The 22,641-nt window shown below is 66.4% G+C and carries 23 protein-coding genes; 13 read left to right on the top strand and 10 right to left on the bottom strand.

The features are described 5' to 3' along the window. Positions 1 to 3: 3 nt before the first annotated feature. From ACVMB0_RS16760 to ACVMB0_RS16715, 10 genes are read left to right on the top strand one after another with little or no spacing between them, the layout of a single operon-like run. A complete protein-coding gene (locus ACVMB0_RS16760; protein WP_456749802.1) occupies positions 4 to 822 on the top strand; it encodes an FAD binding domain-containing protein in 819 nt (272 codons plus the stop codon). Positions 823 to 827: 5 nt separating this feature from the next. Next, positions 828 to 1,307 carry a (2Fe-2S)-binding protein gene (locus ACVMB0_RS16755; protein ID WP_456798865.1) on the top strand — a complete coding sequence of 160 codons (480 nt, stop codon included), beginning with the start codon at positions 828 to 830 and terminating at the stop codon, positions 1,305 to 1,307. A gap of 12 nt (positions 1,308 to 1,319) precedes the next feature. Further along, positions 1,320 to 2,903: a xanthine dehydrogenase family protein molybdopterin-binding subunit gene (locus ACVMB0_RS16750; protein ID WP_461347000.1), complete on the top strand. Its 1,584-nt coding sequence runs from the start codon at positions 1,320 to 1,322 to the stop codon at positions 2,901 to 2,903. 2 nt (positions 2,904 to 2,905) lie between these two features. Further along, positions 2,906 to 3,928, top strand: coding sequence for a xanthine dehydrogenase family protein molybdopterin-binding subunit (locus ACVMB0_RS16745; protein ID WP_021075858.1), 1,023 nt, complete (start codon positions 2,906 to 2,908; stop codon positions 3,926 to 3,928). An 8-nt stretch (positions 3,929 to 3,936) separates the two neighbouring features. Next, entirely contained in the window at positions 3,937 to 4,818 is an 882-nt protein-coding gene (locus ACVMB0_RS16740) for an AAA family ATPase (RefSeq protein ID WP_461346999.1), read from the top strand. Then, positions 4,815 to 5,933, top strand: coding sequence for a vWA domain-containing protein (locus ACVMB0_RS16735; RefSeq protein ID WP_461346998.1), 1,119 nt, complete (start codon positions 4,815 to 4,817; stop codon positions 5,931 to 5,933). The genes ACVMB0_RS16740 and ACVMB0_RS16735 overlap by 4 nt, the downstream gene beginning before the upstream one ends. After that, positions 5,930 to 6,820: an amidohydrolase family protein gene (locus tag ACVMB0_RS16730; RefSeq protein WP_461346997.1), complete on the top strand. Its 891-nt coding sequence runs from the start codon at positions 5,930 to 5,932 to the stop codon at positions 6,818 to 6,820. Before ACVMB0_RS16735 ends, ACVMB0_RS16730 begins: the two co-directional genes overlap by 4 nt. A 51-nt stretch (positions 6,821 to 6,871) precedes the next feature. After that, a complete protein-coding gene (locus ACVMB0_RS16725; protein WP_456749807.1) occupies positions 6,872 to 7,720 on the top strand; it encodes an MBL fold metallo-hydrolase in 849 nt (282 codons plus the stop codon). A gap of 12 nt (positions 7,721 to 7,732) precedes the next feature. Further along, positions 7,733 to 9,307, top strand: coding sequence for an isochorismatase family protein (locus tag ACVMB0_RS16720; protein WP_461346996.1), 1,575 nt, complete (start codon positions 7,733 to 7,735; stop codon positions 9,305 to 9,307). Between the two features lie 9 nt (positions 9,308 to 9,316). Further along, positions 9,317 to 9,943, top strand: coding sequence for an FMN-dependent NADH-azoreductase (locus ACVMB0_RS16715; protein ID WP_461346995.1), 627 nt, complete (start codon positions 9,317 to 9,319; stop codon positions 9,941 to 9,943). A 229-nt stretch (positions 9,944 to 10,172) separates the two neighbouring features. Here the strand turns inward: ACVMB0_RS16715 and ACVMB0_RS16710 are convergent, their stop codons facing one another. Together ACVMB0_RS16710 and ACVMB0_RS16705 are read right to left on the bottom strand one after the other, a co-directional pair. After that, positions 10,173 to 11,081: a LysR substrate-binding domain-containing protein gene (locus ACVMB0_RS16710; RefSeq protein WP_461346994.1), complete on the bottom strand. Its 909-nt coding sequence runs from the start codon at positions 11,079 to 11,081 to the stop codon at positions 10,173 to 10,175. A gap of 19 nt (positions 11,082 to 11,100) precedes the next feature. After that, positions 11,101 to 11,493: a hypothetical protein gene (locus tag ACVMB0_RS16705; RefSeq protein ID WP_461349795.1), complete on the bottom strand. Its 393-nt coding sequence runs from the start codon at positions 11,491 to 11,493 to the stop codon at positions 11,101 to 11,103. Here ACVMB0_RS16705 and ACVMB0_RS16700 point away from each other — a divergent pair. Next, the gene (locus ACVMB0_RS16700) at positions 11,374 to 12,594 is read left to right on the top strand and encodes an FAD-binding oxidoreductase (RefSeq protein ID WP_461349665.1); all 1,221 of its coding nucleotides are present in this window, start codon (positions 11,374 to 11,376) and stop codon (positions 12,592 to 12,594) included. The genes ACVMB0_RS16705 and ACVMB0_RS16700 overlap by 120 nt on opposite strands. A 42-nt stretch (positions 12,595 to 12,636) precedes the next feature. On the opposite strand, the gene ACVMB0_RS16695 is transcribed toward ACVMB0_RS16700, so the two are convergent. The 3 genes from ACVMB0_RS16695 to ACVMB0_RS16685 form a co-directional block, all read right to left on the bottom strand. Continuing rightward, on the bottom strand, positions 12,637 to 13,656 hold the full coding sequence (locus ACVMB0_RS16695; protein ID WP_461349664.1) for a sensor histidine kinase: 1,020 nt from the start codon (positions 13,654 to 13,656) through the stop codon (positions 12,637 to 12,639). A gap of 340 nt (positions 13,657 to 13,996) precedes the next feature. Next, on the bottom strand, positions 13,997 to 14,689 hold the full coding sequence (locus ACVMB0_RS16690) for a response regulator transcription factor (protein WP_456749811.1): 693 nt from the start codon (positions 14,687 to 14,689) through the stop codon (positions 13,997 to 13,999). 170 nt (positions 14,690 to 14,859) lie between these two features. Next, positions 14,860 to 15,348, bottom strand: coding sequence for a hypothetical protein (locus tag ACVMB0_RS16685; RefSeq protein WP_461346993.1), 489 nt, complete (start codon positions 15,346 to 15,348; stop codon positions 14,860 to 14,862). A 452-nt stretch (positions 15,349 to 15,800) separates the two neighbouring features. Between ACVMB0_RS16685 and ACVMB0_RS16680 the strand changes: the two genes are divergently transcribed. After that, positions 15,801 to 16,205, top strand: coding sequence for a DUF1127 domain-containing protein (locus ACVMB0_RS16680; RefSeq protein WP_461346992.1), 405 nt, complete (start codon positions 15,801 to 15,803; stop codon positions 16,203 to 16,205). A gap of 101 nt (positions 16,206 to 16,306) precedes the next feature. Here ACVMB0_RS16680 and ACVMB0_RS16675 read toward each other — a convergent pair whose 3' ends face one another. From ACVMB0_RS16675 to ACVMB0_RS16660, 4 genes are all read right to left on the bottom strand, one after another. Then, positions 16,307 to 18,646 (bottom strand): Tex family protein, encoded by a 2,340-nt coding sequence (locus ACVMB0_RS16675; protein WP_456749814.1) that lies wholly within the window; start codon positions 18,644 to 18,646, stop codon positions 16,307 to 16,309. Positions 18,647 to 18,756: 110 nt separating this feature from the next. Next, entirely contained in the window at positions 18,757 to 19,611 is an 855-nt protein-coding gene (locus ACVMB0_RS16670; RefSeq protein WP_461346991.1) for an amidohydrolase family protein, read from the bottom strand. Beyond that, positions 19,608 to 20,654, bottom strand: a complete 1,047-nt coding sequence (locus ACVMB0_RS16665) for an aldo/keto reductase (protein ID WP_461346990.1) — start codon at positions 20,652 to 20,654, stop codon at positions 19,608 to 19,610. The genes ACVMB0_RS16670 and ACVMB0_RS16665 overlap by 4 nt, the downstream gene beginning before the upstream one ends. A gap of 155 nt (positions 20,655 to 20,809) precedes the next feature. After that, positions 20,810 to 21,124, bottom strand: coding sequence for a monooxygenase (locus ACVMB0_RS16660; protein WP_461346989.1), 315 nt, complete (start codon positions 21,122 to 21,124; stop codon positions 20,810 to 20,812). A gap of 82 nt (positions 21,125 to 21,206) precedes the next feature. Between ACVMB0_RS16660 and ACVMB0_RS16655 the strand changes: the two genes are divergently transcribed. Continuing rightward, positions 21,207 to 21,785, top strand: coding sequence for a TetR/AcrR family transcriptional regulator (locus tag ACVMB0_RS16655; protein ID WP_461346988.1), 579 nt, complete (start codon positions 21,207 to 21,209; stop codon positions 21,783 to 21,785). An 8-nt stretch (positions 21,786 to 21,793) separates the two neighbouring features. Here ACVMB0_RS16655 and ACVMB0_RS16650 read toward each other — a convergent pair whose 3' ends face one another. Further along, positions 21,794 to 22,633 carry a class I SAM-dependent methyltransferase gene (locus tag ACVMB0_RS16650; RefSeq protein ID WP_461346987.1) on the bottom strand — a complete coding sequence of 280 codons (840 nt, stop codon included), beginning with the start codon at positions 22,631 to 22,633 and terminating at the stop codon, positions 21,794 to 21,796. Positions 22,634 to 22,641: the final 8 nt, after the last annotated feature.

Raw genomic sequence — 22,641 nt, 5'->3', positions numbered from 1 at the left:
ATCATGCCAGTCACGGTGAAGACTTTCACCAGCACCCACGACGCCGCAGCAGCACTGTCGTCGGATCGCAGCGCCCGCTATCTCGGCGGCGGCACGCTGGTGATGCGGGCGCTGAACGAGGGCGACATCTCGATCTCGACCGTGGTGCGCGCCAGCGACCAGGCGATGACGCGGATCGACGCCACGGGCTCGCGCATCACACTTGGCGCCGGCGTCACCTTTGCCCGCATCCTGGCCGAACGCGATCTCGCCTTCCTGCACGGCCCTGCCCGCTCGATCGGCGGGCCGGCGGTACGCAACATGGGCACGGTCGGCGGCAATCTGTTCGCGCCGGTGCCGTACGGCGACTTCACGGTCGCGATGCTCGCGCTCGACGCCATGGTGTCGGTGCAGGGCGGGCTCGGCGGCCGCGAGATCCCGATCGACGAATTCCTGCAATCGCGCGACCGGCAGACCGGCGTACTGGTGCTGGCGATCTCCTTCGCCAGGCCTGGCAGCGCCGATGCGTTCCGCTACCGCAAGATCGCGCGCATCAAGCCCAAGGGCGGCGCGGTGATCACACTGGCGGCGCATCTGCCCCTCAACGGCGGCCGGATCGTCGGCGCCCGCGTCGCGCTCGGATCGATGGCGCCGACGCCGCTCCGCGCCCGCGCCGCCGAACGCGCGCTGGAAGGACGGTCGCTCGACGCCTCGACGATCGGTGCAGCGGCAACAGCAGCCGTCGAGGGAACATCGCCCGGCGACAATGCGCTCGCCAGCGCCTGGTATCGCCGCGAGATCGTCGGCGTGCATCTCCGCCGCCTGTTATCGGGCCAGGAGTAATCGCGATGGCCAAGACTGCCCTTCAATTTCAGCACAACGGCCGCGACGTCGCGATCTTCGTCGACGGCGGCACCAACCTGCTGGTCGCGCTGCGCGAGCTGATCGGCGACATGACGCCGAAATTCGGCTGCGGCCAGGGCGGCTGCGGCACCTGCAGCGTCTTGATCGACGGCGAACTGCACCTCTCCTGCCTGACGCTGGCGGAGGCGGTCGCCGGCCGCTCGGTCGAGACGCTCGACGGCATCAAGGACGGTCCCAATCTGCACCCGCTGCAGCGCGCCTTCGCCGACAATTTCGCCGCGCAGTGCGGCTATTGCACGCCGGGCATGCTGATGGCCGCGAAGGCGCTGCTCGACCGCAATCCGCAGCCGAGCCGCGCCGAAGTGGTCGAGGCGATCTCGGGCAATATCTGCCGCTGCACCGGCTATGAGCCGATCATCAACGCCGTGCTGGCTGCCGCGTCCGGCGGCCAGGCTCGCGCGTAAGGGAACAGTGCCATGCTGGAATTGCGCAAGGACATCTTCGCCGACGAACGCGACGACAACCTGAAGGAGATCGGCAAGGGCACGCAGCGCCAGGACATGCTCGGCCATGTCACCGGCACCTCGCCCTATTTCGACGACCACGAGCTGCAAGGCATGCTGCATCTGAAGGTGGTTCGCAGTGCGCATTCCCATGCGCGGCTACGGCGCATCGACACTTCCGAGGCCGAACGGTCGCAGGGCGTGCGGCGCGTGATCCGTGCCTCCGATGTGCCGCGCAATCTGAACACGCTGCTCTCGCTGATCAATTTCGGCAAGGACGACGAGCCGTCGCTGGCGGTCGACAAGGTGCGTTACAAGGGCGAGCCGATCGTCGCCATCGTCGCCGACAGCCCGCGCGAGGCCTATGAGGCCATCGCCAAGGTCAAGATCGACTATGAACCGCTGCCGGCGGTGTTCGACGTCGAGGACGCGCTGAAACCGGGCGCACCCGTCGTCAACGAGGTCTATCCGAAGAACACCTTCACCTATCACGAAACCTATGATCGCCAGCAACTGCGATTCGGCGATGCGGATCGCGCGCTGGCTACCGCCGACCACGTGCTGGAGCAGCGCTACCAGATGTCGCCGATCGAGCACGCGCCGACCGAAACCAACGGCTCGATCGCGGCGCCCGACACCAACGGCCGCTACATCGTCTACACTTCGACGCAGGCGCTGTTCTTCTCGGTCGACACCTGCGCAAAGATCCTCGACGTGCCGTCCAACACCTTCCACTTCATCGGCGGCACGGTCGGCGGCGGGTTCGGCGGCAAGGTCGATACGCTGACCGAGCCGCTCTGCATCCTCGGCGCGATGCTGACCGGGCGCCCGGTGCGCTACGTGTTCGGGCGCGAGGAGGAGATGCAGTACGGCCCGCCGCGCGGCGCCGAGCGCATCTACATCAAGGACGGCGTGATGCGCGACGGCCGGGTCGTCGCCCGCAAGGTGCGCGCCTATTTCGACAGCGGCGCCTATACAAGGCTGTCGAGCTATGCCGCGGTGAAATGCGCCGCGCATCTGCCCGGCCCCTACACGATCCCGAACGTGCATGGCGACGTCTATTGCGTCTTCACCAACCGCACGCCCGCGACCGCGATGCGCGGCTTCGGCGTCACCGCGATGGACTTCGCGATCGAATGCCAGATGGACAAGCTCGCGCATCTCGTCGGCATGGACCCGATGGAGTTCCGGATCCTCAATGCCTATCGCGACGGCGACATGAAGGCGCATCGCCGCGAAGCCAAGAACACGGCGCTGATCGAGTGCGTGCAGGTGGCGGCCGAGAAGGCGAAATGGCCACTCCGCGATGAGTTCAAGCGGATGTCGTCACGCAGGGATGGAGGCGGCGCGCGCGCCGCCGTGACGCCGACCCCGCGCGAGACGCATGCTCCGCCGGCCGCGGCGTCGCAGCAGCGCACGACATATGATCGCGCGCCGGCCGCCACCCGCGAGCCGCCACCGCCGGCACCGCCGGCACCGCCCTCGCCGCCGCGGCCGAGCGCGCCGTCGCATGGCGCCACCCGCTTCTCTTCCGTCTTCGGCACCAGGAGGCGCTGACCATGACCAGGCATCGCGGACGCGGCATCGCGTCGGTCAATTATCCCATCGGCATGAATCTCGGCGGCGATCCGAGCCAGGCGCTGGTGCATTCCAACCCCAGCGGCAAGTTCACCGTGGCGCTGTCGTCGATCGATCTCGGCCAGGGCATGAAGTCGGTGACGCGGCAGATCTGCGCCGAAACGCTCGGCGTGCCGGTCGAGGACGTCTATGTCGACACCGCGGATTCCGATACCGGGCCGCACTGCATGGGCTCGTTCGCCTCGCGCGGCACGCATCGGGTCGGCAACGCGGTGATGGCGGCGGCGCGCGAGGCGCGCGGCGTGATGATGGAGGCGGCCGCCGAGGAGCTCGAGGTCAACGCTGCCGATCTCGAGACCGACGGCCGCGGCAACATCCATGTCAAGGGTGCGCCGCATCGTTCGATCTCGACCAAGGATGTCGCGATCGCCGCCCAGTTCAAGCAGGGCAAGACCATCTCGGGCCGCGGCATTTTCCTGGTGCCGCTGTCCGATGTCGATCCCGAAACCGGCGAGATGTCGCCGGCGACCTGCTATGCGCATGCCTGCCTGGTCGCCGAGGTCGAAGTCGACGACGAGACCGGCGAGGTCGACATGGTCAGGATGGACTCCGCCTACGAGCTCGGCCGCGCGCTCAATCCGCGGCTGGTCGAGCAGCAGCTGGTCGGCGGCGCCTGGATGGGGGTCAGCCACGCGCTCTACGAGACGCCGGAGCCTTATTATCCGGAGCCGGTGCACGGGCCGCGCGACTTCGTCGAATACCTGATGCCGGGACCGGGCGACATCTGCCCGCACGACATCGCGGTGCTGGAACGCCCGGCGCCCGACGGCCCGTTCGGCGCCAAGGGACCCGGCGAGATGTGCGCCAACCCGGTGCTGCCCGCGGTTGCCAACGCGATCTTCAACGCGGTGGGCGTCCGGATCGACGATCTGCCGATCACGCCGGAGAAGGTACTTCGCGCGATCCGCGCGCAGGGCGGCGCGCGGCCGCAGCCGCGGCGCTGAGGTTTTCCATGCCGGTCCGCAGCAACATCGTCGGCATCGACAGCCCCGAGGCGCTGGAGAAGGCGCTGCGGGCGGCCTATTACCTTGCCGACGATGGCATCGCGACCGCGTCCTATCTCTCGCTCGCGCTCGGCAAACCGCTGCTGCTCGAGGGCGCGCCGGGGGTCGGCAAGACCGAGGCGGCAAAGGCGATCGCCGCCGTGCTCGGCCGCCGGCTGATCCGGCTGCAATGCTACGAGGGCATCGACGCGGCCGCTGCACTCTACGAGTGGAACTATCCGCGCCAGATGCTGGCGATCCGGCAGGCCGGCGAGGAGAGCATCGACATCTATGGCGAGTCGTTTCTGATCGAGCGCCCGATGCTGGCGGCACTGCGCGCGCCCGACGCGACGGTGCTCTTGATCGACGAGATCGATCGCGCCGATCAGGAGTTCGAAGCCTTCCTGCTCGAATTCCTCTCCGACTTCCAGATCTCGATCCCGGAGCGCGGCACCATCCGCGCCGCCGAGCATCCAGTCGTGGTGCTGACCTCGAACCGGACCCGCGATTTGCATGAGGCGCTGCGGCGGCGCTGCGTCTATCACTGGATCGACTATCCGAATGCCGAGCGCGAGGCGCGGATCGTGATGATGCGCGCCTCCAGCGTCGCCGAAGCCACCGCCCGCGCCGTGGTCGCCGCCGTCGGCCGGCTGCGCCGCGAGCCGCTGAGCAAGGCGCCTGGCATTGCCGAAGCGGTCGACTGGGCGGAGGCCGCGACCCTGCTCAACAAGGGCGGCGCGCGCTGGCCCGATGCGTTCAAGCGCTCGATCGGCGTCGCGCTGAAGGACGAGGAGGATCTGCGTTTCATCTCGCCGCGGCTCGATGCGATCATCGCGGAGGCCGCCGCGTGAGCGACGATCTTAAGCTGCCGCGCGCCGCGCGGATCTTCGTCTCCTTTGTCGCGCTGCTGCGCGCCAATAGCTTCTCGGTCGCGCCGGAGCAGACCGCGAGCTTCCTCGCCGCGATCGAGCTGCTCGGGCCGCGCAGTCTGGAGCATATCCGCCGGGCCGGGCTCGCGACGTTGGCGCCGCCGCCGGAGCGCCGTGCGACGTTTGACCGGCTGTTCGACATCCATTTCCGCGGCGCTGAGGCGATCGAGCAGACCGAAGGCGAGGACGAGGAGACCGTCCGCCTGCAAGAGGAAGGACGCGGCGAGGACGAGCCACCGCTTGCCGATGAAGCCAACGAATCCGGTCTCGCCGCGGCGCGCGCCGAGGCGCTGGTCGAGCGCCGTTTTGCGCAGAGTGCAACCAGCGATCCGCTTCGGCAATTGTCGCGCGAGGCCGCACAGCGGCTGCCGCGACGGCGCGGTCACCGCCGCCGCCGCGCGCGCTCCGGCCCGTTCGCCGATCTGCGCCGCACGCTGCGTGACAGCGTGCGCAATGACGGCGAGGTGCTGCGGCTCGGCCGGATGCGCCGCCGGCAGCGCCCGCGCAAGATCCTGCTGCTGATCGACGTCTCCGGCTCGATGAAGGCCCGCACCGAGGAGAACATGCGGCTCGCGCACGCTTTGATGCAGGCCGCCGGCAATGTCGAGGTCTTCACCTTCGGCACAAGGCTGACCCGCGTGACGCCAGCGCTGCGGCTGAAGCGGCGCGAACAGGCGCTGAATGCGGCATCCTTCCTGGTCAGCGACTGGGACGGCGGCACCCGCATCGGCGATGCGTTGCAGGCCTTCCTCGCAGTGCCGCGATTCGGCGGCTATGCCCGCGGCGCCGCGGTCGTGATCGTCTCCGATGGCCTCGAACGCGGCGATCCCGCCGCGCTGCGCGATGCCGTCGCAAAACTGTCGCGCCGGGCCTGGCGGGTGAGCTGGCTGACGCCGCTCGCCGTTGCGGCCGGCTTCAAGCCGCAAACCGAGGCGCTGATCGCGATCCAGTGCTTCGTCGATGATCTCGTCGACGGCGGATCGAGCGCGGTGGTGGTCGCGCACCTGCTGTCGCTTGCAACAAGGAGAGCTGCGTGACCGGCATTGTCGACGGACATCATCACATCTGGCGGCAGGCCGATCTCGCCTGGCTGTCCGGCCCGATGCAGCCGCGCATCTTCGGCCCCTACGAGCCGATCCGCCGCGACTATCCGATTCAGGAATATCTCGACGACCTCAAGGACACCGGCGTCACCCGCTCAGTCTATGTCCAGACCAACTGGCCGAACGGCCGCTTCGAGGACGAGGCCGCCTGGGTGCAGCAGACCGCCGATCGGCACGGCTGGCCGCATGCCCTCGTCGCCTATGCCGACTTCTCCGTCGACGACGTCCGCCCGCAGCTCGATCGCCTGCAGCGCTATCCGCTGGTGCGCGGGGTACGCATGCAGCTGCACTGGCACGACAACCCGCTGTATCGCTTCGCGGCGCGTCCCGATCTCTGCACCGATTTGGTGATCCGGCGCAATGTCGGTCACCTCACCGACTACGGCTGGAGTTTCGACCTGCAGGTGTTCGCGCCGCAGATGGCCGACGCGGCAGGCCTCGCCGAGGCCTGCCCTAACGTGACCTTCATCCTGCAGCATGCCGGCATGCTGGAGGATCTGTCGCCGCAGGGCCGCGCCGCCTGGCGCACCGGCATGGCACGGCTCGCGCAATGTCCCAACGTGGTATCGAAACTGTCCGGGCTCGGCACCTTCATCCATCGCAACGATCCCGCGCATATCGCCGCTGTCGTGATGGACACGGTCGCGATCTTCGGTGCGGAACGCTGCCTGTTCGGCTCGAATTTTCCGATCGAGAAGCTGTGGACCAGCTACCGCGATCTCATCGATGCTTTCAATGCGGCCACTGAGCGGCTCAGCGCGGAACAACGCGAGGCGATCTTCAGCACCACGGCGGCGCGGGTCTATCGGTTGGGGCCGTAGACGCGACGCAGACACGAACACAACAACGAAGACGAATCGGGAGGGAGAGAGATGCCGTTGGAGATCAAGATCCTGGACTATGGCGATATCGAGCTGGAATCGAGCTTCCTCGTGCTCGGGCACAATTGCGGCCGCACCCGCCGCGTGCTGACGCTCGGCTTCTTGATCCTCGGCGGCCCTTACCCTGTGCTGGTCGATACCGGCTATCGCTCCAACCAGATCATGGAGACGCTCGGCATGCGCGGCCTCCAGTTCCACGAGAACATGATCGAGAACCAGCTCGCCCGCCACGGCGTGCGGATGGGCGATGTCCGCTTCGTCTGCCACACCCATCTGCACATCGACCATGCCGGCAAGGACGATCTGTTCCCGATGAACACGACCGTCGTCCTCAACCGCAAGGAGCTGGAATATTCGGTCTCCGGCCTGATGCATCCGCAATATCCCGCGCCCGACATCAAGCATTTGATCGACCGGCTGCACACCAAGAGCGCGTTGCGCTTCCTCGACCTCGAGATCACAGGCCCGGTCGAGCTGATGCCGGGCGTCTATTGCGACGCCGCCAATGCCCATACCGAAGGCTCGATGAACATCCACGTCCACACCGCCGACGGGATCGCGACGATCTGCGGCGATGTGATCTACGATTTCAACGACCAGATCGTGAATCCCTTCAACGAAATCCATGACGCCGAGCCGCGCACGACGGGCAATCACGGCACCAGCAAGCGTGCCGAGAAGGCCGCGATCAAGAAGCTGCTGAGTAGCTCGCGTTATCTGCTGCCGGTGCATGATCGCCCGGCCAAGATCGAAGGCGGCGCAGTTGTCGGCCGCCTGCACGACCAGGTGCCCGGGCCTGTCGTGCAGAGCCTGCCGCAGCGCAACTGGTTCCCGGCGTAGAGGATCGAGGCGATGACGCATGTCACGCTGCGCAGCGAATTCGAAGACCTGATCGATCCCTATGCGCCGGTCGGCCAGGTCGGCACCGGCTTCGATTTCACGGAAGGACCGATCTGGCATCCGGCCGATCACTTCCTGCTGTTCTCCGACATGCCGGGCGACGTGCGCCGGCGCTGGGATGCGCGGCGCGGCGTCGTCGAGGTCAAGCGTCCGTCGAACAAATGCAACGGCATGACCTATGACGCCGACCTCAATTTGATCGTCTGCGAGCATGCGACATCGTCGCTGATCCGCGAGCGTCCCGACGGGCGACGCGAGGTGGTGGCTTCGCATTACGAGAATCAGGAGCTCAACAGCCCGAACGACGTCTGCGTCCATTCCTCGGGCGCGATCTATTTCTCCGATCCCTGGTATGGCCGGATGCCGGTCTATGGCGTCGAGCGGCCGCGCCAGCTCGGCTTCCAGGGCGTCTATCGCGTCCCGCCCGGCGGCGGCGCACCGAAACTGCTGGTCGACCGCTACCTGTTCGAGCAGCCGAACGGGCTGTGCTTCTCGCCCGACGAGCGCATCCTCTATGTCAACGACACCGTGCAGGCGCTGATCCGCGCCTTCGACGTCGGCGCCGACGGTACGCTCGGCAATCCGCGCGTGTTCGCCTCCGGCATCCGCTCCGAGCTCGAGCCCGGGGTGCCCGACGGCATGAAGTGCGACCAGCGCGGCAATGTCTGGGTCACCGCACCCGGCGGCGTCTGGGTCTATTCGCCTGATGGCCATCTGCTCGGCAAGGTCCGCCTCCCCGAGCTCGTCGCCAACCTCGCCTGGGGCGGCGCCGATTTCCGCACGCTTTATCTCACCGCGACCCATTCGGTCTACGCGATCCCGACCAAGGTCGGGCCGCGCCACGAACCCTATATGAGCGGCAAGCGCGGCAGCGCGAGTGCCGCATCGTCCTCCGCGCCCGCGCCCAACCTCGCCGCCGGCGAGATGCAGATCGATCCGCAGCGTTGCGCGATGATCATCCAGGACATGCAGAACGACGTCATCATGGACGGCGGCGCGTTCGCGGAGTCCGGCGCGCCGGCACATGCCCGCCAGCAGCATGTCGTCGAGAATGTCCGCCGTGTCGCCGAGGCCGCCCGCGCACGCGGCGTCGCTATCATTCATGTCTGGTTCGTCGTCGAGCCGGGGGCGCCCGGCGTCACCTTGAACGCACCGCTGTTCGAGGGGCTGGTCGACAGCAAGGCGATGGTGCGCGGCAGCTGGGGCGCGGCGCCGGTCTCCGGGCTCGAGCCGCGCCCGGGCGATTTCGTGGTCGAGAAGATGCGGATGAGCGCCTGGGAAGGCACAAGGCTCGAGACCATCCTGAAGGCGACCGGCCGCGACATGATCATCAACACCGGAGCCTGGACCAACATGTCGGTCGAGCACACCGCGCGCACCGGCGCCGACAAGGGATATTTCATGATCGTGCCGGAGGATTGCTGCTCGACCATGAATGCCGACTGGCACAACGCCGCGATCAATTTCGCGCTGCAGAACGTCTCGGTCGTGACCAACGCCGACACCGTCATCAAGGCGCTCGGCTGAGGAGGCGCGGTGCCGAAGCTGCTGCATCTTGCCTGCTCTCCGCGCGCTGATTCGGAATCGGCGGCCGGCGCGCGGATCTTTCTCGATCGCTTCCGCGAGGCGCGGCCGGACTGGGAGATCGACGCGATGAACCTGTGGCGCGAGCCGCTGCCGGAATTCGAGGGTTATCTGCTTGAGGCGAAATACGCCAGGATCGGCGGCAAGAGCTTCACCAATTCGCAGCATGACGCCTTCGCCGTCGCCGAGCGCCTCGCGCTGCGGCTCTCGCTGGCCGACCGCGTGCTGATATCGACGCCGATGTGGAATTTTTCGATTCCCTACAGGCTGAAGCAGTGGCTCGACGTCATCATCCAGCCCGGCCTGACCTTCCGGTTCGATCCGGCGCAGGGCTACCTGCCACTGCTCAAGGACCGTCCGACGGTCGTGATCCTGGCGAGCGGCAGCGACTTCGTCACCGGAATGAACCGCGGCCGCATCGACATGGCGACGCCGTACTTGCGCGAGGTGCTGCGCTTCATCGGCATCAACGATGTGCGCTTCGTGCCGATCGGGCCGACCACCGGGCCCACTGATCCGATCCGCAGTGCGCGCGAAATCGCGCACCGAAGGCTCGCGGAGATGGCGGGGCGATTTTGACTGCTCCGCATCGTCGTCCCGGCGAAAGCCGTGACCCATAACCACCGCATCTGCTTGGAGGGATTGGAGCCCCAGCGTCGCGCGGCATTTGAGATTTGGGGTAATGGGTCCTGGTTTTCGCCAGGACGACGCTGAGCGTGTTGCGCGACCGGTGAGCATGCATCGGCATTCGCGCGGTACGTTCTGCCCGAGGACACGCCAACGCGGCGTCGGCGGCCACGGGCACCCATCATGTGACGGACCGCGACCAGGCGGAGAAAGCGTCGATGCTCGACTGCTCGGGATGGTTGGGGACGTGAACGACGTAGAAGCCATAGCCCTGCAACGACAGGTCGTGCGCCTTGACGAAAACGCCGTTCTTGAGCTCGCGACCGACGACAACGTCACTGAAGATCGCAATGCCCTCGCCCGCGGCCACCGCATCGATGGCATGCAGCTCTTCCTTGAAGCTCAAGTCCCATGCCTTGTTGGTCTCGGGAATGCCCGGATCGATCGAGCGCGCGGCTGCAAGCCAGCGCGACCAGGTCGGCGCATCGCGGTCGCGATTCATCCAGTCGAAGTGGATCAACGGATAGTGCAACAGATCGGCGGCGCGCTCGATCCGGCGCCCTCCTCTCGCCAGCAATTCGGGACTGCAGACCGGAAAGAACGTGTCGCGAAGGATCTCCTTGCCGCTCAGGTCAAGCGGCATGCGCCGCGCGTAACGAATGGCGATGTCGGCTTCTCCGGCCCGCAAATCCAGCACCGCATCGGTGCCGATGATCTCCAATGGAATCTTCGGATGGGCCTCGCGCCACTTCGGCAGTCGCGGCACCAGCCATCGGCTGGCAAAGGCATTCGGACTTGTCACGCGCAAGCGCCGGTGACTGACGCGCGGAGACGCCGACGCGATCGCGCTGGCGAACATGTCGAAGCCGCTCCTGATCACCGGAAACAGCCGCTCGCCGGCACTGGTCAGTTCGAGGGGACGCGGACGGCGGCGAAACAGCGGCTGACCGCAAATCTCCTCGAGGATCCGGATCTGATGGCTGATCGCGGTTGGCGTCACACCGAGTTCATCGGCGGCGTCACGAAAGCTCATATGCCTTGCGGCAGCCTCGAAGGCGCGAAGTGATCCCAATGGCGGAAGCTTTCGCATGGCGCAAACGTAGATGAATTCAGTTCATCTGGCGACTGAGAATTTCGATTTTGCCGGCAATGACCGACCGTGAGACGCTTACACCGGTCCACCTTGCGGGCAGATCGAGGAGGTTGCCATGGACGCAGCTAGGTTTACCGAACGATCCGGCGCCGAATTGGCCTTGCAAGCGTCCGACATCCCCGTTCTGAGGCGAGCGGTGCGCGGCGAAGTGATCGTTCCGGGCGATGTGGCCTATGACCAGGCGCGAAAGGTCTGGAACGGCATGATCGACCGGCGTCCGGCCGCGGTCATCTATTGCGCCGGCGCCGACGATGTCGTTGCGGCGGTCAATTTCGCGCGGTCGCGGTCGGCTCCGGTTGCCGTCCGTGCCGGCGGCCACAATATCGGCGGCGCCTCGGTTTGCGACCATGGCCTCGTGATCGATCTCTCGCGCATGAAGCAGATCACGGTGGATCCGGTCAGGCGGATCGCACGCGCAGAGGCTGGGCTCAATCTCGGTGAATTTGACACGGCCACCCAGACGCACGGCCTTGCGACCACGATGGGCGTCAACGCCGATACCGGTATTGCCGGACTGACGCTCGGCGGCGGCTTCGGCAAGCTCGGCCGCAAGAACGGCCTCGCCTGTGACAACCTCGTTTCAGCCGAACTCGTCACGGCGGACGGCCGACTGTTGCGGGCAAGCGCCACCGAGCATCCGGATTTGTTCTGGGCCATCCGCGGCGGCGGCGGCAATTTCGGAATCGTCACGACCTTTGAGTACCGACTCTTTCCGGTCGGCCCAATGTTGCTGGCCGGCTCGGTGGTGTATCCATACGATCGGGCGCGCGAGGCGATGCGCTTCTACCACGGCTTCGCGAAGAGCGCTCCGGATGCGTTGAGCCTGGATGCCGGGCTTGCGACCACCCCAACGGGTGAGCGGGTTTTCAGCGTTTCGGCCTGCTATATCGGCTCCATCAAGGAAGGCGAGCGGGTCGTCAAGCCGCTCCGCACATACGGCGCGCCGATCCAGGATCAGATCACACAGCGCTCCTATCTCGACATCCAGTCCGCCGGAGATGCGATTTTTCCGCGCGGCCGCCGCTACTACTGGAAGGCACAGTTCCTGCGCGAGCTTTCCGACGCGGCGATCGATACCTTGCTCACGGCGTATGCGACCGCCCCTCCGGATTCGTTGCTCGTGTTGCAGCAGGTCGGCGGCGCGATCGCACGCGTACCGGTCGACGCCACGCCCTATGCAAACCGTGACGCGTTGTACGATTGCTTCCCCATTTCCATCTGGGATGATCCGGCGGAAGATGCGACGCGCATTCGCTGGGCCCGGGACTTGTGGGACGCCATGCGAGGTTTTTCGACCGGTGGCGTCTATGCCAACAATCTCGGCGATGAAGGAACCGAGCGCATCGAAGCGGCTTTCGGCGCGAACTATGCGCGGCTGCTTTCGCTCAAGACCAAATACGATCCGACCAATTTCTTCCGCTCGAACCAGAACATCAAACCGCAGACATAGTGCGCGGTCAGGGACGCACCGAATGGTTCCTCTGCGCTATCCCTACGCGTCTGGCGCAGGAAAGACGAGCCTGCACAACAGCCCCGGCGCATTGTCGCGCAGTTCGATCCGTGCGCCGTGCAGGCTCGCGACCGCCGCGACCAGGCTGAGGCCGAGGCCGTTGCCCGGCGTGTAGCGGCTCTGCTCGAGCCGGTAGAAACGTTTGAAGACGTGGTCGTGCTCCCCGGCCGGGATGCCGGGCCCGTCATCGGCGATCGAAATCAACGGTCCAGCTTCGTCATTCTCGCAGGTCACGGTCACCCGCCCCCCAGGGCGGCCGTGCTTGATGGCGTTGTCGACGAGATTGGCGATCGCATCGAACAACAGGTCGCGGTCGCCGGTGACCAGCACGGCCGAATCGCCGGCGAGATCGAGATGGGTGGTGACCTCCTCGGCCGCGGCATCGTAGAGCTCGACCACCTCGCCGGCGATCTCGACCAGATTGACGGTGCGGAACGCGCCCTTGCGGGCGCGCGTCTCGATCTCGGAGATCCGTGTGATCGACGCGAACATCCCGAGCACCGCATCGAGATCGGCGATGGTGTCGCCGATCAGCGCCGCATCGGCCTCCTGGTTGCGCGGGGCGTGATAGGCCTTCTCCAGCCGGCCGCGCATCCGGGTCAACGGCGTGCGCAGGTCGTGGGCGATGTTCTCGCCGACCTGCTTGACGTCTCCCATCAGCCTCTGGATTCGATCCAGCATCAGATTGAGATTCTCGGCGACGCGATCCCATTCGTCGTGACTGCCGCGGAGCGGGATACGCTGGTCAAGGCCGGAGAGCATGATGGCGCGGCTGGTCGCATTGATCTGCTCGATCCGGCCGACCGTTCGCCGCGTGACCCCGATGCTGGCGGCGGCCGCGAGGCCGATGATCAGCAGCACGACGGCGATGCCGGCCGCCCTGATCTGCGTCATGAAGCCGTCGAGATCGCTGATGTCGCGGCCGACCAGCAGCCGATCGCCGTTTGACAAGGTCTCGGTCACGCCGCGCACCAGCGCGGCTCCCGAAGAGAGCGCCGGCAGCGAGGCGCGAAATTCGGCCCATCCTTGCCCGACGCTGACCGTCGGCCATTGTTTGAGATTACCGGCAAGGACCACGGAGCCGGGACCGGCCAGCAGATAGACATGGTCGACAAAGGTCTTGTCCGCGATGCGCTGCGCGATCAACGCGGTCAGGCCATCGCGGCCGGACCGCGCATAGGCCTCATCGAGGCTCGCCTGCTCGGTCATGATGGCTCGGTCGGACCGGTCGCGCACATAGGACACCGTCGACCAGTAGACGTAGGCGAAGATCGCGGACACGATCAGGCCGAAGACGCCGATGGCGATCAAGGCCAGGCGGAATGTCGATGACCCGAGGGTCTTAGCCAGGAGCACGGAGGCAGTATCCGATGCCGCGGATGGTGTGGATCAGCGGATAGGCTTGCTGGTCGTCGACCTTGCGGCGCACCCGCCCGACATAGACGTCGATGATGTTGGTCGAGGGGTCGAAGTGCAGATCCCAGACGTGCTGCAACAGCATGGCGCGCGACACCACGCGGCCCTCGTTGCGCGCGAGATATTCGAGCAGCTGGAATTCCTTCGGCAGCAGCGGAATCTTGCGGCCGCGGCGGCTCGCCGTCCGCGCGATCAGATCGACCGCGAGATCGCCGACCCGCAGGATGGTCTCCTTTGCGACGGTCTCGCTGCGGCGGCCCAGCGCCTCCAGCCGCGCCAGCAACTCGACAAAGGAGAACGGCTTGACCAGATAGTCGTCGCCGCCGGCGCGCAGGCCGCGCACGCGGTCGTCGACCTCGCCGAGCGCGCTGATGATCAGGAACGGCACCGCGATGCCGTCGTCGCGCATCTGGCGCATCACCGCGATGCCGTCGATATCGGGAAGCATGCGATCGATCGTGATCACCGCATAGTCGCGCGCCGCGCCCTGGCTCAGCGCCTCGCGGCCGTTCGCAGCCAGGTCCACCTCGTAGCCGCTGGTGGTGAGCTCCTCGACGAGTTGGCCTGCGGTTTCCGGATCGTCCTCGACGACGAGAATGCGGCGGTGAGCACCGGTCATTATCCAAAACTCTCCGAGGTGCAAAACTCTCCGAGTTGTCTTGAACCCTGTCGAGTTCGCAAACTCTCCGAGCGCCCGTGCCCCGCGACAGCCGCCGCCAGACTATCCCATTCCGGGGCTGGATGGAACGCCTGGCGACGACCGCGACAACGGTGCGGTTGGTTGGGCGATCACCAATAATTCCCGCACACATTGACCCATTGCAGCCCGTAAGCCGTCCATACCCTGCGGTAACAGCCGTCGTAGTAATCGGCATAGACATAAGGCCCGCCGAAGAATGCGAAGCGATGGAAGCGGTGATGGCGGAAGAAGCCGCCGTGATGGAAGAAGCGTGCGCCGTGGAATCCGGCGCCGGCAAAGCGCGGGCCGAACGCGGGAGCACCGGTGAAGCGCGCGCCGCCGAAATGCCCGCCGGCAAAATGGCCGCCGCCGCCCATCGCCGCGAACGCCACTCCGCCACCACGCATGCCACCGAAGCCGCCGCCATGCATTCCGCCGCCCATGGCGCCTGCAAAGCCACCGCCATGGCCGCCGCCGAAACCACCACCGCCATGTCCGCCGCCCCCACCACCGCCGCCTCTGGCAAGGGCGGCGGGTGCAAGCGCAACGCTGACCGCGAGCGTCGCCGCCGTGAGACATTTGAGAAGCCTGTTGGTCATCGAGACATCCTCCGTGATTGGGACCGCGGCGAACTCTCATCGCCGCAAGCAGAGGATGCTCAGAAGACGCAAGCGTGAGGCCGACTTCAACTGACAAATGCGCCAGATTCTGACAGCGGATTTAGGATCGGCGCAAAGCCTGCTGCTTGCGGCGGCCACGCGCGTCCAGTTCAAACCCCTACGCGATCTTCGCATCAGTCCGGCGCACTCGCCTTCAGGCTGCGCGTGGCGCAGGCGCAGCCCTTGATTTTGCACGATCTCCGTGATAGCCAAGCGGCATGATCACCGTCGTGCGCACCGCGAACCGTAAAAGCATGACCCACTCTTGCTGGGCCGTGGAAGGAGTCGTGCGCTAGGAATTCGACGACGCGATCTTTCACCAGGCCCCGCCGGCATCGGACGGGGCCTTTTGTTTGGCCACACTCCTGCCGGCATACCAGCAGGAGCATGCGATGCCACCGCAACAGACGAACTTCACATCCGAATCCGGGCGCGATGCCGCCGGGCTCAGCCGCGCCATCGCCTTGGCGAAAGACGCCACGGGCGATGCTGTGGCCGAGCCATGCCCGGATGTCTCCATCGCAGCGCGGAGAGACGCTGTCTCGGAAAAGCAACCGGCCGGACCACCGGTTGCAGCGACGCAGAGCGTCCCGGGGTTACTTCGGCGGTGCTGGCGTGCGGTCCGCACCTGGCGGCAACGCAAGAGACTGCGCGTGAGCTTGCACGACCTGAGCGACAGGGAGCTGATGGATATCGGCCTGACGCCCGGCGAGATCGACTGCATCGCGGCCCACCGAGCTCTCGAACGGCTCAGGGATAGTACCGCGCACCTATGGCTCTCGCGTGGCTTGATGTAACTGATGGCAGGCCACCATGGCAGACGACCGGGGCGGATCCGCGAAGCGTCATCCGCCCTGTTCTGCAATCGCCGCGAGATGGCCGATGGCACCACCGCGGCTCAGGTCGGCTTGCCGCGCCCGCTCTTCTCGGCCGCGCGACGCAGCGCGTCGGCGAGCGCGCCGCCACCGGCCTGCTCCTGCGGGCGGCGCGGCGCGGACGATGTCATCTTGGCCGAGCCGCGCGACAAATCGCGCGACGGTCCCGCATTGTCCTTCTTCGGCCCGATCTCGTCGTCAAGCCGGAGCGTCAATGCGATGCGCTTGCGCGCGACCTCGACGTCCAAAACCTTGACCTTGACGATGTCGCCAGGCTTCACCACCTCGCGCGGGTCCTTAATGAAATTGCGCGACATCGCCGAGATGTGCACCAGCCCGTCCTGGTGCACGCCGATATCGACGAAGGCGCCGAACGCCGCGACGTTGGTCACGGTGCCCTCGAGGATCATGCCCTTCTTGAGGTCCTTGACCTCCTCGACGCCGTCCTTGAACACCGCCGCCTTGAACGCCGGACGCGGGTCGCGGCCGGGCTTTTCCAATTCGCGCAGAATGTCGGTGACGGTCGGCAGACCGAAGGTGTCGTCGACGAAGGATTGCGGCTTTAGCCCACGCACCACGTCGGCATTGCCGATCAGCGCCTTGATGTCGCTCTTGGTCGCCTCGAGGATGCGGCGCACCACCGGATAGGCTTCCGGATGCACGCCGGACGAATCGAGCGGGTCTTCGCCATTGCTGATGCGCAGGAAGCCGGCGCACTGCTCGAACGCCTTCGGCCCGAGCCGCGGCACGTCCTTCAGCGCCTTGCGCGACTTGAACGGACCGTTGGCGTCGCGATGCTGCACGATGCTCTGCGCCAGTCCCGCGCCGATGCCCGACACCCGCGAGAGCAGCGGCACCGAAGCGGTATTGGCATCGACGCCGACCGCGTTCACGCAATCTTCCACCACCGCATCGAGCGAGCGCGCCAGCTTGGCCTCGCCGAGATCGTGCTGGTACTGGCCGACGCCGATCGCCTTCGGATCGATCTTGACTAGCTCGGCGAGCGGATCCTGCAGGCGTCGCGCGATCGAGACCGCGCCGCGAATGGTGACGTCGAGGTCGGGCAATTCGTTCGAGGCGAAGGCGGAGGCCGAATAGACCGACGCGCCGGCCTCTGAGACCACGATCTTGGTCATCTTGCGCTCGGGCAGCCGCTTCACGAGCTCGGCGGCGAGCTTGTCGGTCTCGCGCGAGGCGGTGCCGTTGCCGATCGCGATCAGCTCGACGCCATGCTCGATCGCGAGTTTGCCGAGAATGGCGAGCGCCTCGTCCCAGCGCCGCTGCGGCTCGTGCGGGAAGATCGCGGTGTGCGCCACCACCTTGCCGGTCGCATCGATCACCGCGACCTTGACGCCGGTACGATAGCCGGGATCGAGCCCCATGGTGGCGCGCGGACCGGCCGGAGCCGCGAGCAAGAGATCGCGCAGGTTGGAGGCGAACACGCGCACCGCCTCGGTCTCGGCCGCGGTCCACAGCCGCAGCCGCAGATCGATATTGAGATGGATCTGGATCTTGGTGCGCCAGGCCCAGCGCACCGTCTCGGTCAGCCATTTGTCGCCCTTGCGGCCCTGGTTGGAGATCGCAAAGCGGTTCATGATCCGGAGCTCGTAGCGGCCGGGCACGCCAGCCACGGGCTCTTGCGCTTCCGGCTTGATCGCGAGGTCGAGGATCTCCTCCTTCTCACCGCGGAACAGCGCCAGGATGCGGTGCGACGGCAGCTTCGGCAGCGGCTCGGAGAAATCGAAATAGTCCTTGAACTTCTCGCCTTCGGTCTTCTTGCCGGTGCGGACGGTCGAGGCCATGATGCCGTTCGACCACATCTCCTCGCGCAGCGCGCCGATCAGGTCGGCATCCTCGGCGAAGCGCTCGACCAGGATGGCGCGGGCACCGTCCAGCGCAGCAGCGACGTCGGCGACCTGCTTCTCGGCGTTGACGAAGGGCGCGGCGGCCTCGTTCGGATCGTTTTGCGGCTGCGTCAGCAGCTGATCGGCGAGCGGCTCGAGCCCGGCCTCCTTGGCGATCTCGGCCTTGGTGCGACGCTTCGGCTTATACGGCAGATAGATGTCTTCCAGACGGCCTTTGCTGTCGGCGGCCATGATCTGGGCTTCGAGCGCGGCATCGAGCTTACCCTGCTCGCGGATCGAATTGAGCACCGCAGTGCGGCGCTCCTCGAGCTCGCGCAGATAGGTCAGCCGCTCTTCCAGCGTGCGCAGCTGCGCGTCATCGAGCGCGCCGGTGAGCTCCTTGCGGTAGCGCGCGATGAACGGCACCGTGGCGCCGCCGTCGAGCAGCGTCACCGCCGCCTCGACCTGCTCGTCGCGAACCCCAAGCTCCTGCGCAATCTGATGATGAATCTTTGCCACGCTCGTCTCTCTGAATCGTCGCGCCGCACATGGCGCGGACGCCGCTTATGAACCATCCCGGATTGATTCATCAAGGCGCGCTGTGGATCAAATGAGGCGCGGCCGGCAATCTATTTCAGGGATGCCGGCCGGCCGCGGCTTGACAAATAGATGCGCGCCGCATTGCCGCCGAAAATTGCAGCCTTCGCGTCACTTGACAAATCAGCCAGCAGGCTCTCGGCGGCCGCGAACCATTGCGCATAGCCGCCGGCGAGATTGACCACCGGCCAGTCGCTGCCCCACAGCATCCGCTGCGGCCCGAAGCAGGCCAGCGCATGATCGACCGCCTCGCGCAAATCCCTGACCTGCCAGTTCGGCGCCGCCTCGGTTGCCAGCCCCGACAGCTTGCAGACCACGTTGGATCGGGTTGCAAGCTTTGCGATTTCGTCTTTCCAGGGCGCGATGTCGCCGGTGGCAAGCTGCGGCTTGCCAAAATGATCGAGCACGAATTGCAGATCCGGATGCCGATCGACCAGCTGGATCAGCCGCGGAAAATGGCGCGGCAGCACCAGCGCGTCGAACACCAGGTCATGCCGCGCCATGGCCTCGAGCGGCGCGGCGAGCTCCGGCCGCAACAGCCAGTCGTCATCGGCGATGTCCTGCACCATCGGCCGCAGGCCGACGAGCAGCTCGCGCCCGGCGACGGCGTCGACGCGTGCCGCGGCATCGGGCGCGTCGAAGTCGATCCAGCCCACCACGCCGCGCACCTGCTCGGCGCTCTTGGCGACGTCGAGCATGAACGCCGTCTCGGCTTCGGTCGGCGCGGCCTGCACCAGGATGGTGCCGTCGATCCCGGCGGCGGCAAGATGCGGCGCGAGATCGGCCAGGCCGAAGTCGCGGTAGATCGGACCGCGCTCGGGCGTCAACCAGCCGTAATCCGCGCGTGCCAAGGTCCAGACATGCTGATGGGCGTCGATCCGCATCATGCCGGCACCGGCGCCTGCTGGTCGAGCAGCCCCTCGGCTTTCAAATCGCTCCACAATGCCGCGGGCACCGGTGACGACAAGGCGGCGACGTTGCGCTCCACCTCCTGCGGGGTCTGCGCGCCGAGCACGAGGCTTGCGACCGCCGGATGGCCCAGCGCGAAATGCAGCGCGGCGGTCGGCAGCGCCACGCCATGGGCGCGGCAGACGCGCTCGATCGCGGCGACCTTCTGCATCACGTCCGGCGGCGCGTCCTTGTAGTTATACTTGGCGCCGGCCACCGCGCCGGTCGCCAGGATGCCGGAATTGAACACGCCGCCCAGCATCATGCCGATGCCCTGCTGCTCCGCCAGCGGCAGGAATTCGGCCGGCGCCGGCTGCTCCAGCAATGAGTAGCGGCCGGCAAGCAGCATGGTGTCGAATGTTCCGGCCTTGGCGAAGCGCACGCACATGTCGGCCTCGTTGACGCCGATCCCGATGCCCTTGACCACGCGCTCGGCGCGAAGCTTGTCGAGCGCGACATAGGCGCCCTCCATGGCTTCGCGAAACCGCGCCTCGATCGCGTCGGCGCCGTGGGTCCAGACGTCGACGTCGTGGATCAGGAGCAGGTCGATGCGATCGGTGCCGAGCCGCAGCAGCGACTGCTCCACCGAGCGCATGGTGCCGTCATAGGAATAATCCACCACCGCGCGATGCGGCGCGCCGCCGACGAAATTCGAGCCGTCGCCGCGGCCGTGGAACGGGTCCATCCAGCGCCCGACCTTGGTGCAGACGACGATATCGTCGCGCGCGATGCGGCGCAGCGCGGTGCCGCTGCGGTGCTCGGCGAGGCCGTGGCCATACAGCGGCGAGGAATCCAGCAGATTGACCCCGAGCGCAAACGCCCGCTCCGCTGCTGCGATCGCCGCATTGTCGTCGAGCCGCGCGAAGAGATCGCCGAGTGGCGCGGTGCCGAAGCCGAGGATGGAAACATCGAGCCCGGTGCGGCCGAGCCTGCGGCGTGGCAGTGCCGGTGCTGGATTTGAAGATTGGTATTGGTTGACCATGGTGGCTCCCTGCAGTCTTCTTGCTTGCAGAGAGACTAGCCTCGCCGGCACGCCACACACAAGCCGAAGCGCGTGGCGCCTCCCATGAGCGACGCTCGTGATCAGGTCAGGGGCCGAAGGTTCCGCAACGGCCGAAAGTCCGGCGGCACTGCGCCTTACGCGTCGGAAAGAACCTGCTCGGCGACGTTGTCGACCACGACAGGACTCTCGAAATAGCTGACCGTCGGATCAGCGCCGTACTTGTCGCGGGCGCGGGCGCGCCATGCATCGGTGTACAGCGCTTCCGCCTCCTGCCTCGAGTTCCAGAAGTAGATTCCGCCGGCGGTCATGCCGTCCTCGGACAGCAGATAGGTCTTGCGAAACAACCCCTGGACGCCGCGATAGATCGGCGCGGTGCTCAGGAAGATGCTGCGCGCTTCCTCGCGCGTGATCGGCTTGGACAATCTGAACGTGGTGACGGCGGTGATCATTCGAAGCTCCCTGGGGCATCATCCTTGACATCATTGTTAATCTTGACAATGATGTCAAGGATGATTGGTGGAGCGAGCGGGCATGGTCGGCGTACGTCAGTTTGACGAGGACGAGGTGGTCGCGACCGCGTTGGATGTATTCTGGCGCAAGGGCCTGCACGACGCGACCATGCAGGATCTCGCCACGGCAACCGGGGTGCAGCGCGGCAGCCTCTACAACGCCTATGGTGCCAAGGAAGCGATCTTCCTGCGCGCCTTCGATCGCTATGCCGGGCAGTTCCTGGACGCGGCCGGCAACGCGCTGGCGCAGGGCGATGCGGCGACCGGGCTCAAGGCCTTGTTCGACATGATCATCGTCAACATGACCGACGGCTCGCCGCCGCGCGGCTGCCTGACCACGCGCACCGCGCTCGATGCGGCGATCTCAAGCGCGGATGTGCGCCAGCGCGTGCAGGGCGTGCTCACACAGCTCGAACAGTTGATCGGCAAGGCGATCGGCCGGGCGCCGGACAAGCGGAGCGCGGCCGACGCCAATCGGCTGGCGCGGGTGATCGTGACGTTCACGCGCGGATTGGCAGTGATGGAGCGCGCCGGCTACAGCCGCAAGCAATTGCGGGATTTGGCCGCGACGTTCATCGAGGCGGTGACCAGCCCTCGCTGAGCCAGCGTTCAACCCCGCGGCTTGCGCGACCACGCGCCGACGAAGGTCGGCAACGCAAACACGCCATCCATGGCAACCACTTCGCTGCGCAGGCGTTCGGCAAAACTGTCCAGCGCCAGCTCGGCTTCGGTGGCGACGCCGAGCTTGACGATGTGCGGCAGGTTGCTGCGCAGGCCGCTCGCCATGTAATCGTAGCCGTCGAAATCCGCCCCGCCTCCGGCCGGCGCGAACAGGCTCATGCGCGGCGCGGGAAGTCCTGCCGCCACCAGGGCACGGTGCAACGACAATCCCATACGGTTGTTCAACCCGGCCCGGGTGAACATCTCCTTCACAGTGGCCCAGGCCTGCGACAACAGCGGCGACGGCGGATCGGCGATCGGCCCCTCGCCCCAATCGAGGTCCTGGAACGCCACGATGCCGCCGGGCTTGACGTGCCCGAGCAGTTGCCGAAGCAGCGCCGCGGGATCCTTCACATAGATCAGCACCAGTCGGCCGACCACCGCATCGAAATCGCGCTCCAATTCGATCGTGCTGATGTCGCCGATCCGAAACGAGACCTGGCTCAGGCCGAACGCGCGCGCCGCGCTCGCGGCCTCCGCGACGATGGCGGGATTGCTATCGACGCCGACGACCGCCCCGCTCTTCCCGACCAGACCTGCGACGATGAAGGAGACGTTGCCGGCTCCGCTGCCGACATCGAGCACCTTCATGCCGTGCGTGATCCCGGCCTCCCTCAAGAGCTGCCATGTCGACGCATCGTAGAGCTGCGACTGTCGCCTGAGCCGGTCGGTCTCCGCGGTCGAGCGTCCCATCACGTAGTTCGGATCGTAGCCGGACGTCTCTTGCATGGCGTACC

It is taken from the genome of Bradyrhizobium sp. USDA 4451 (assembly GCF_054822585.1).
Note: the sequence above shows the minus strand (reverse complement) of the source record. Positions and strands in the feature narration are given on the sequence as shown.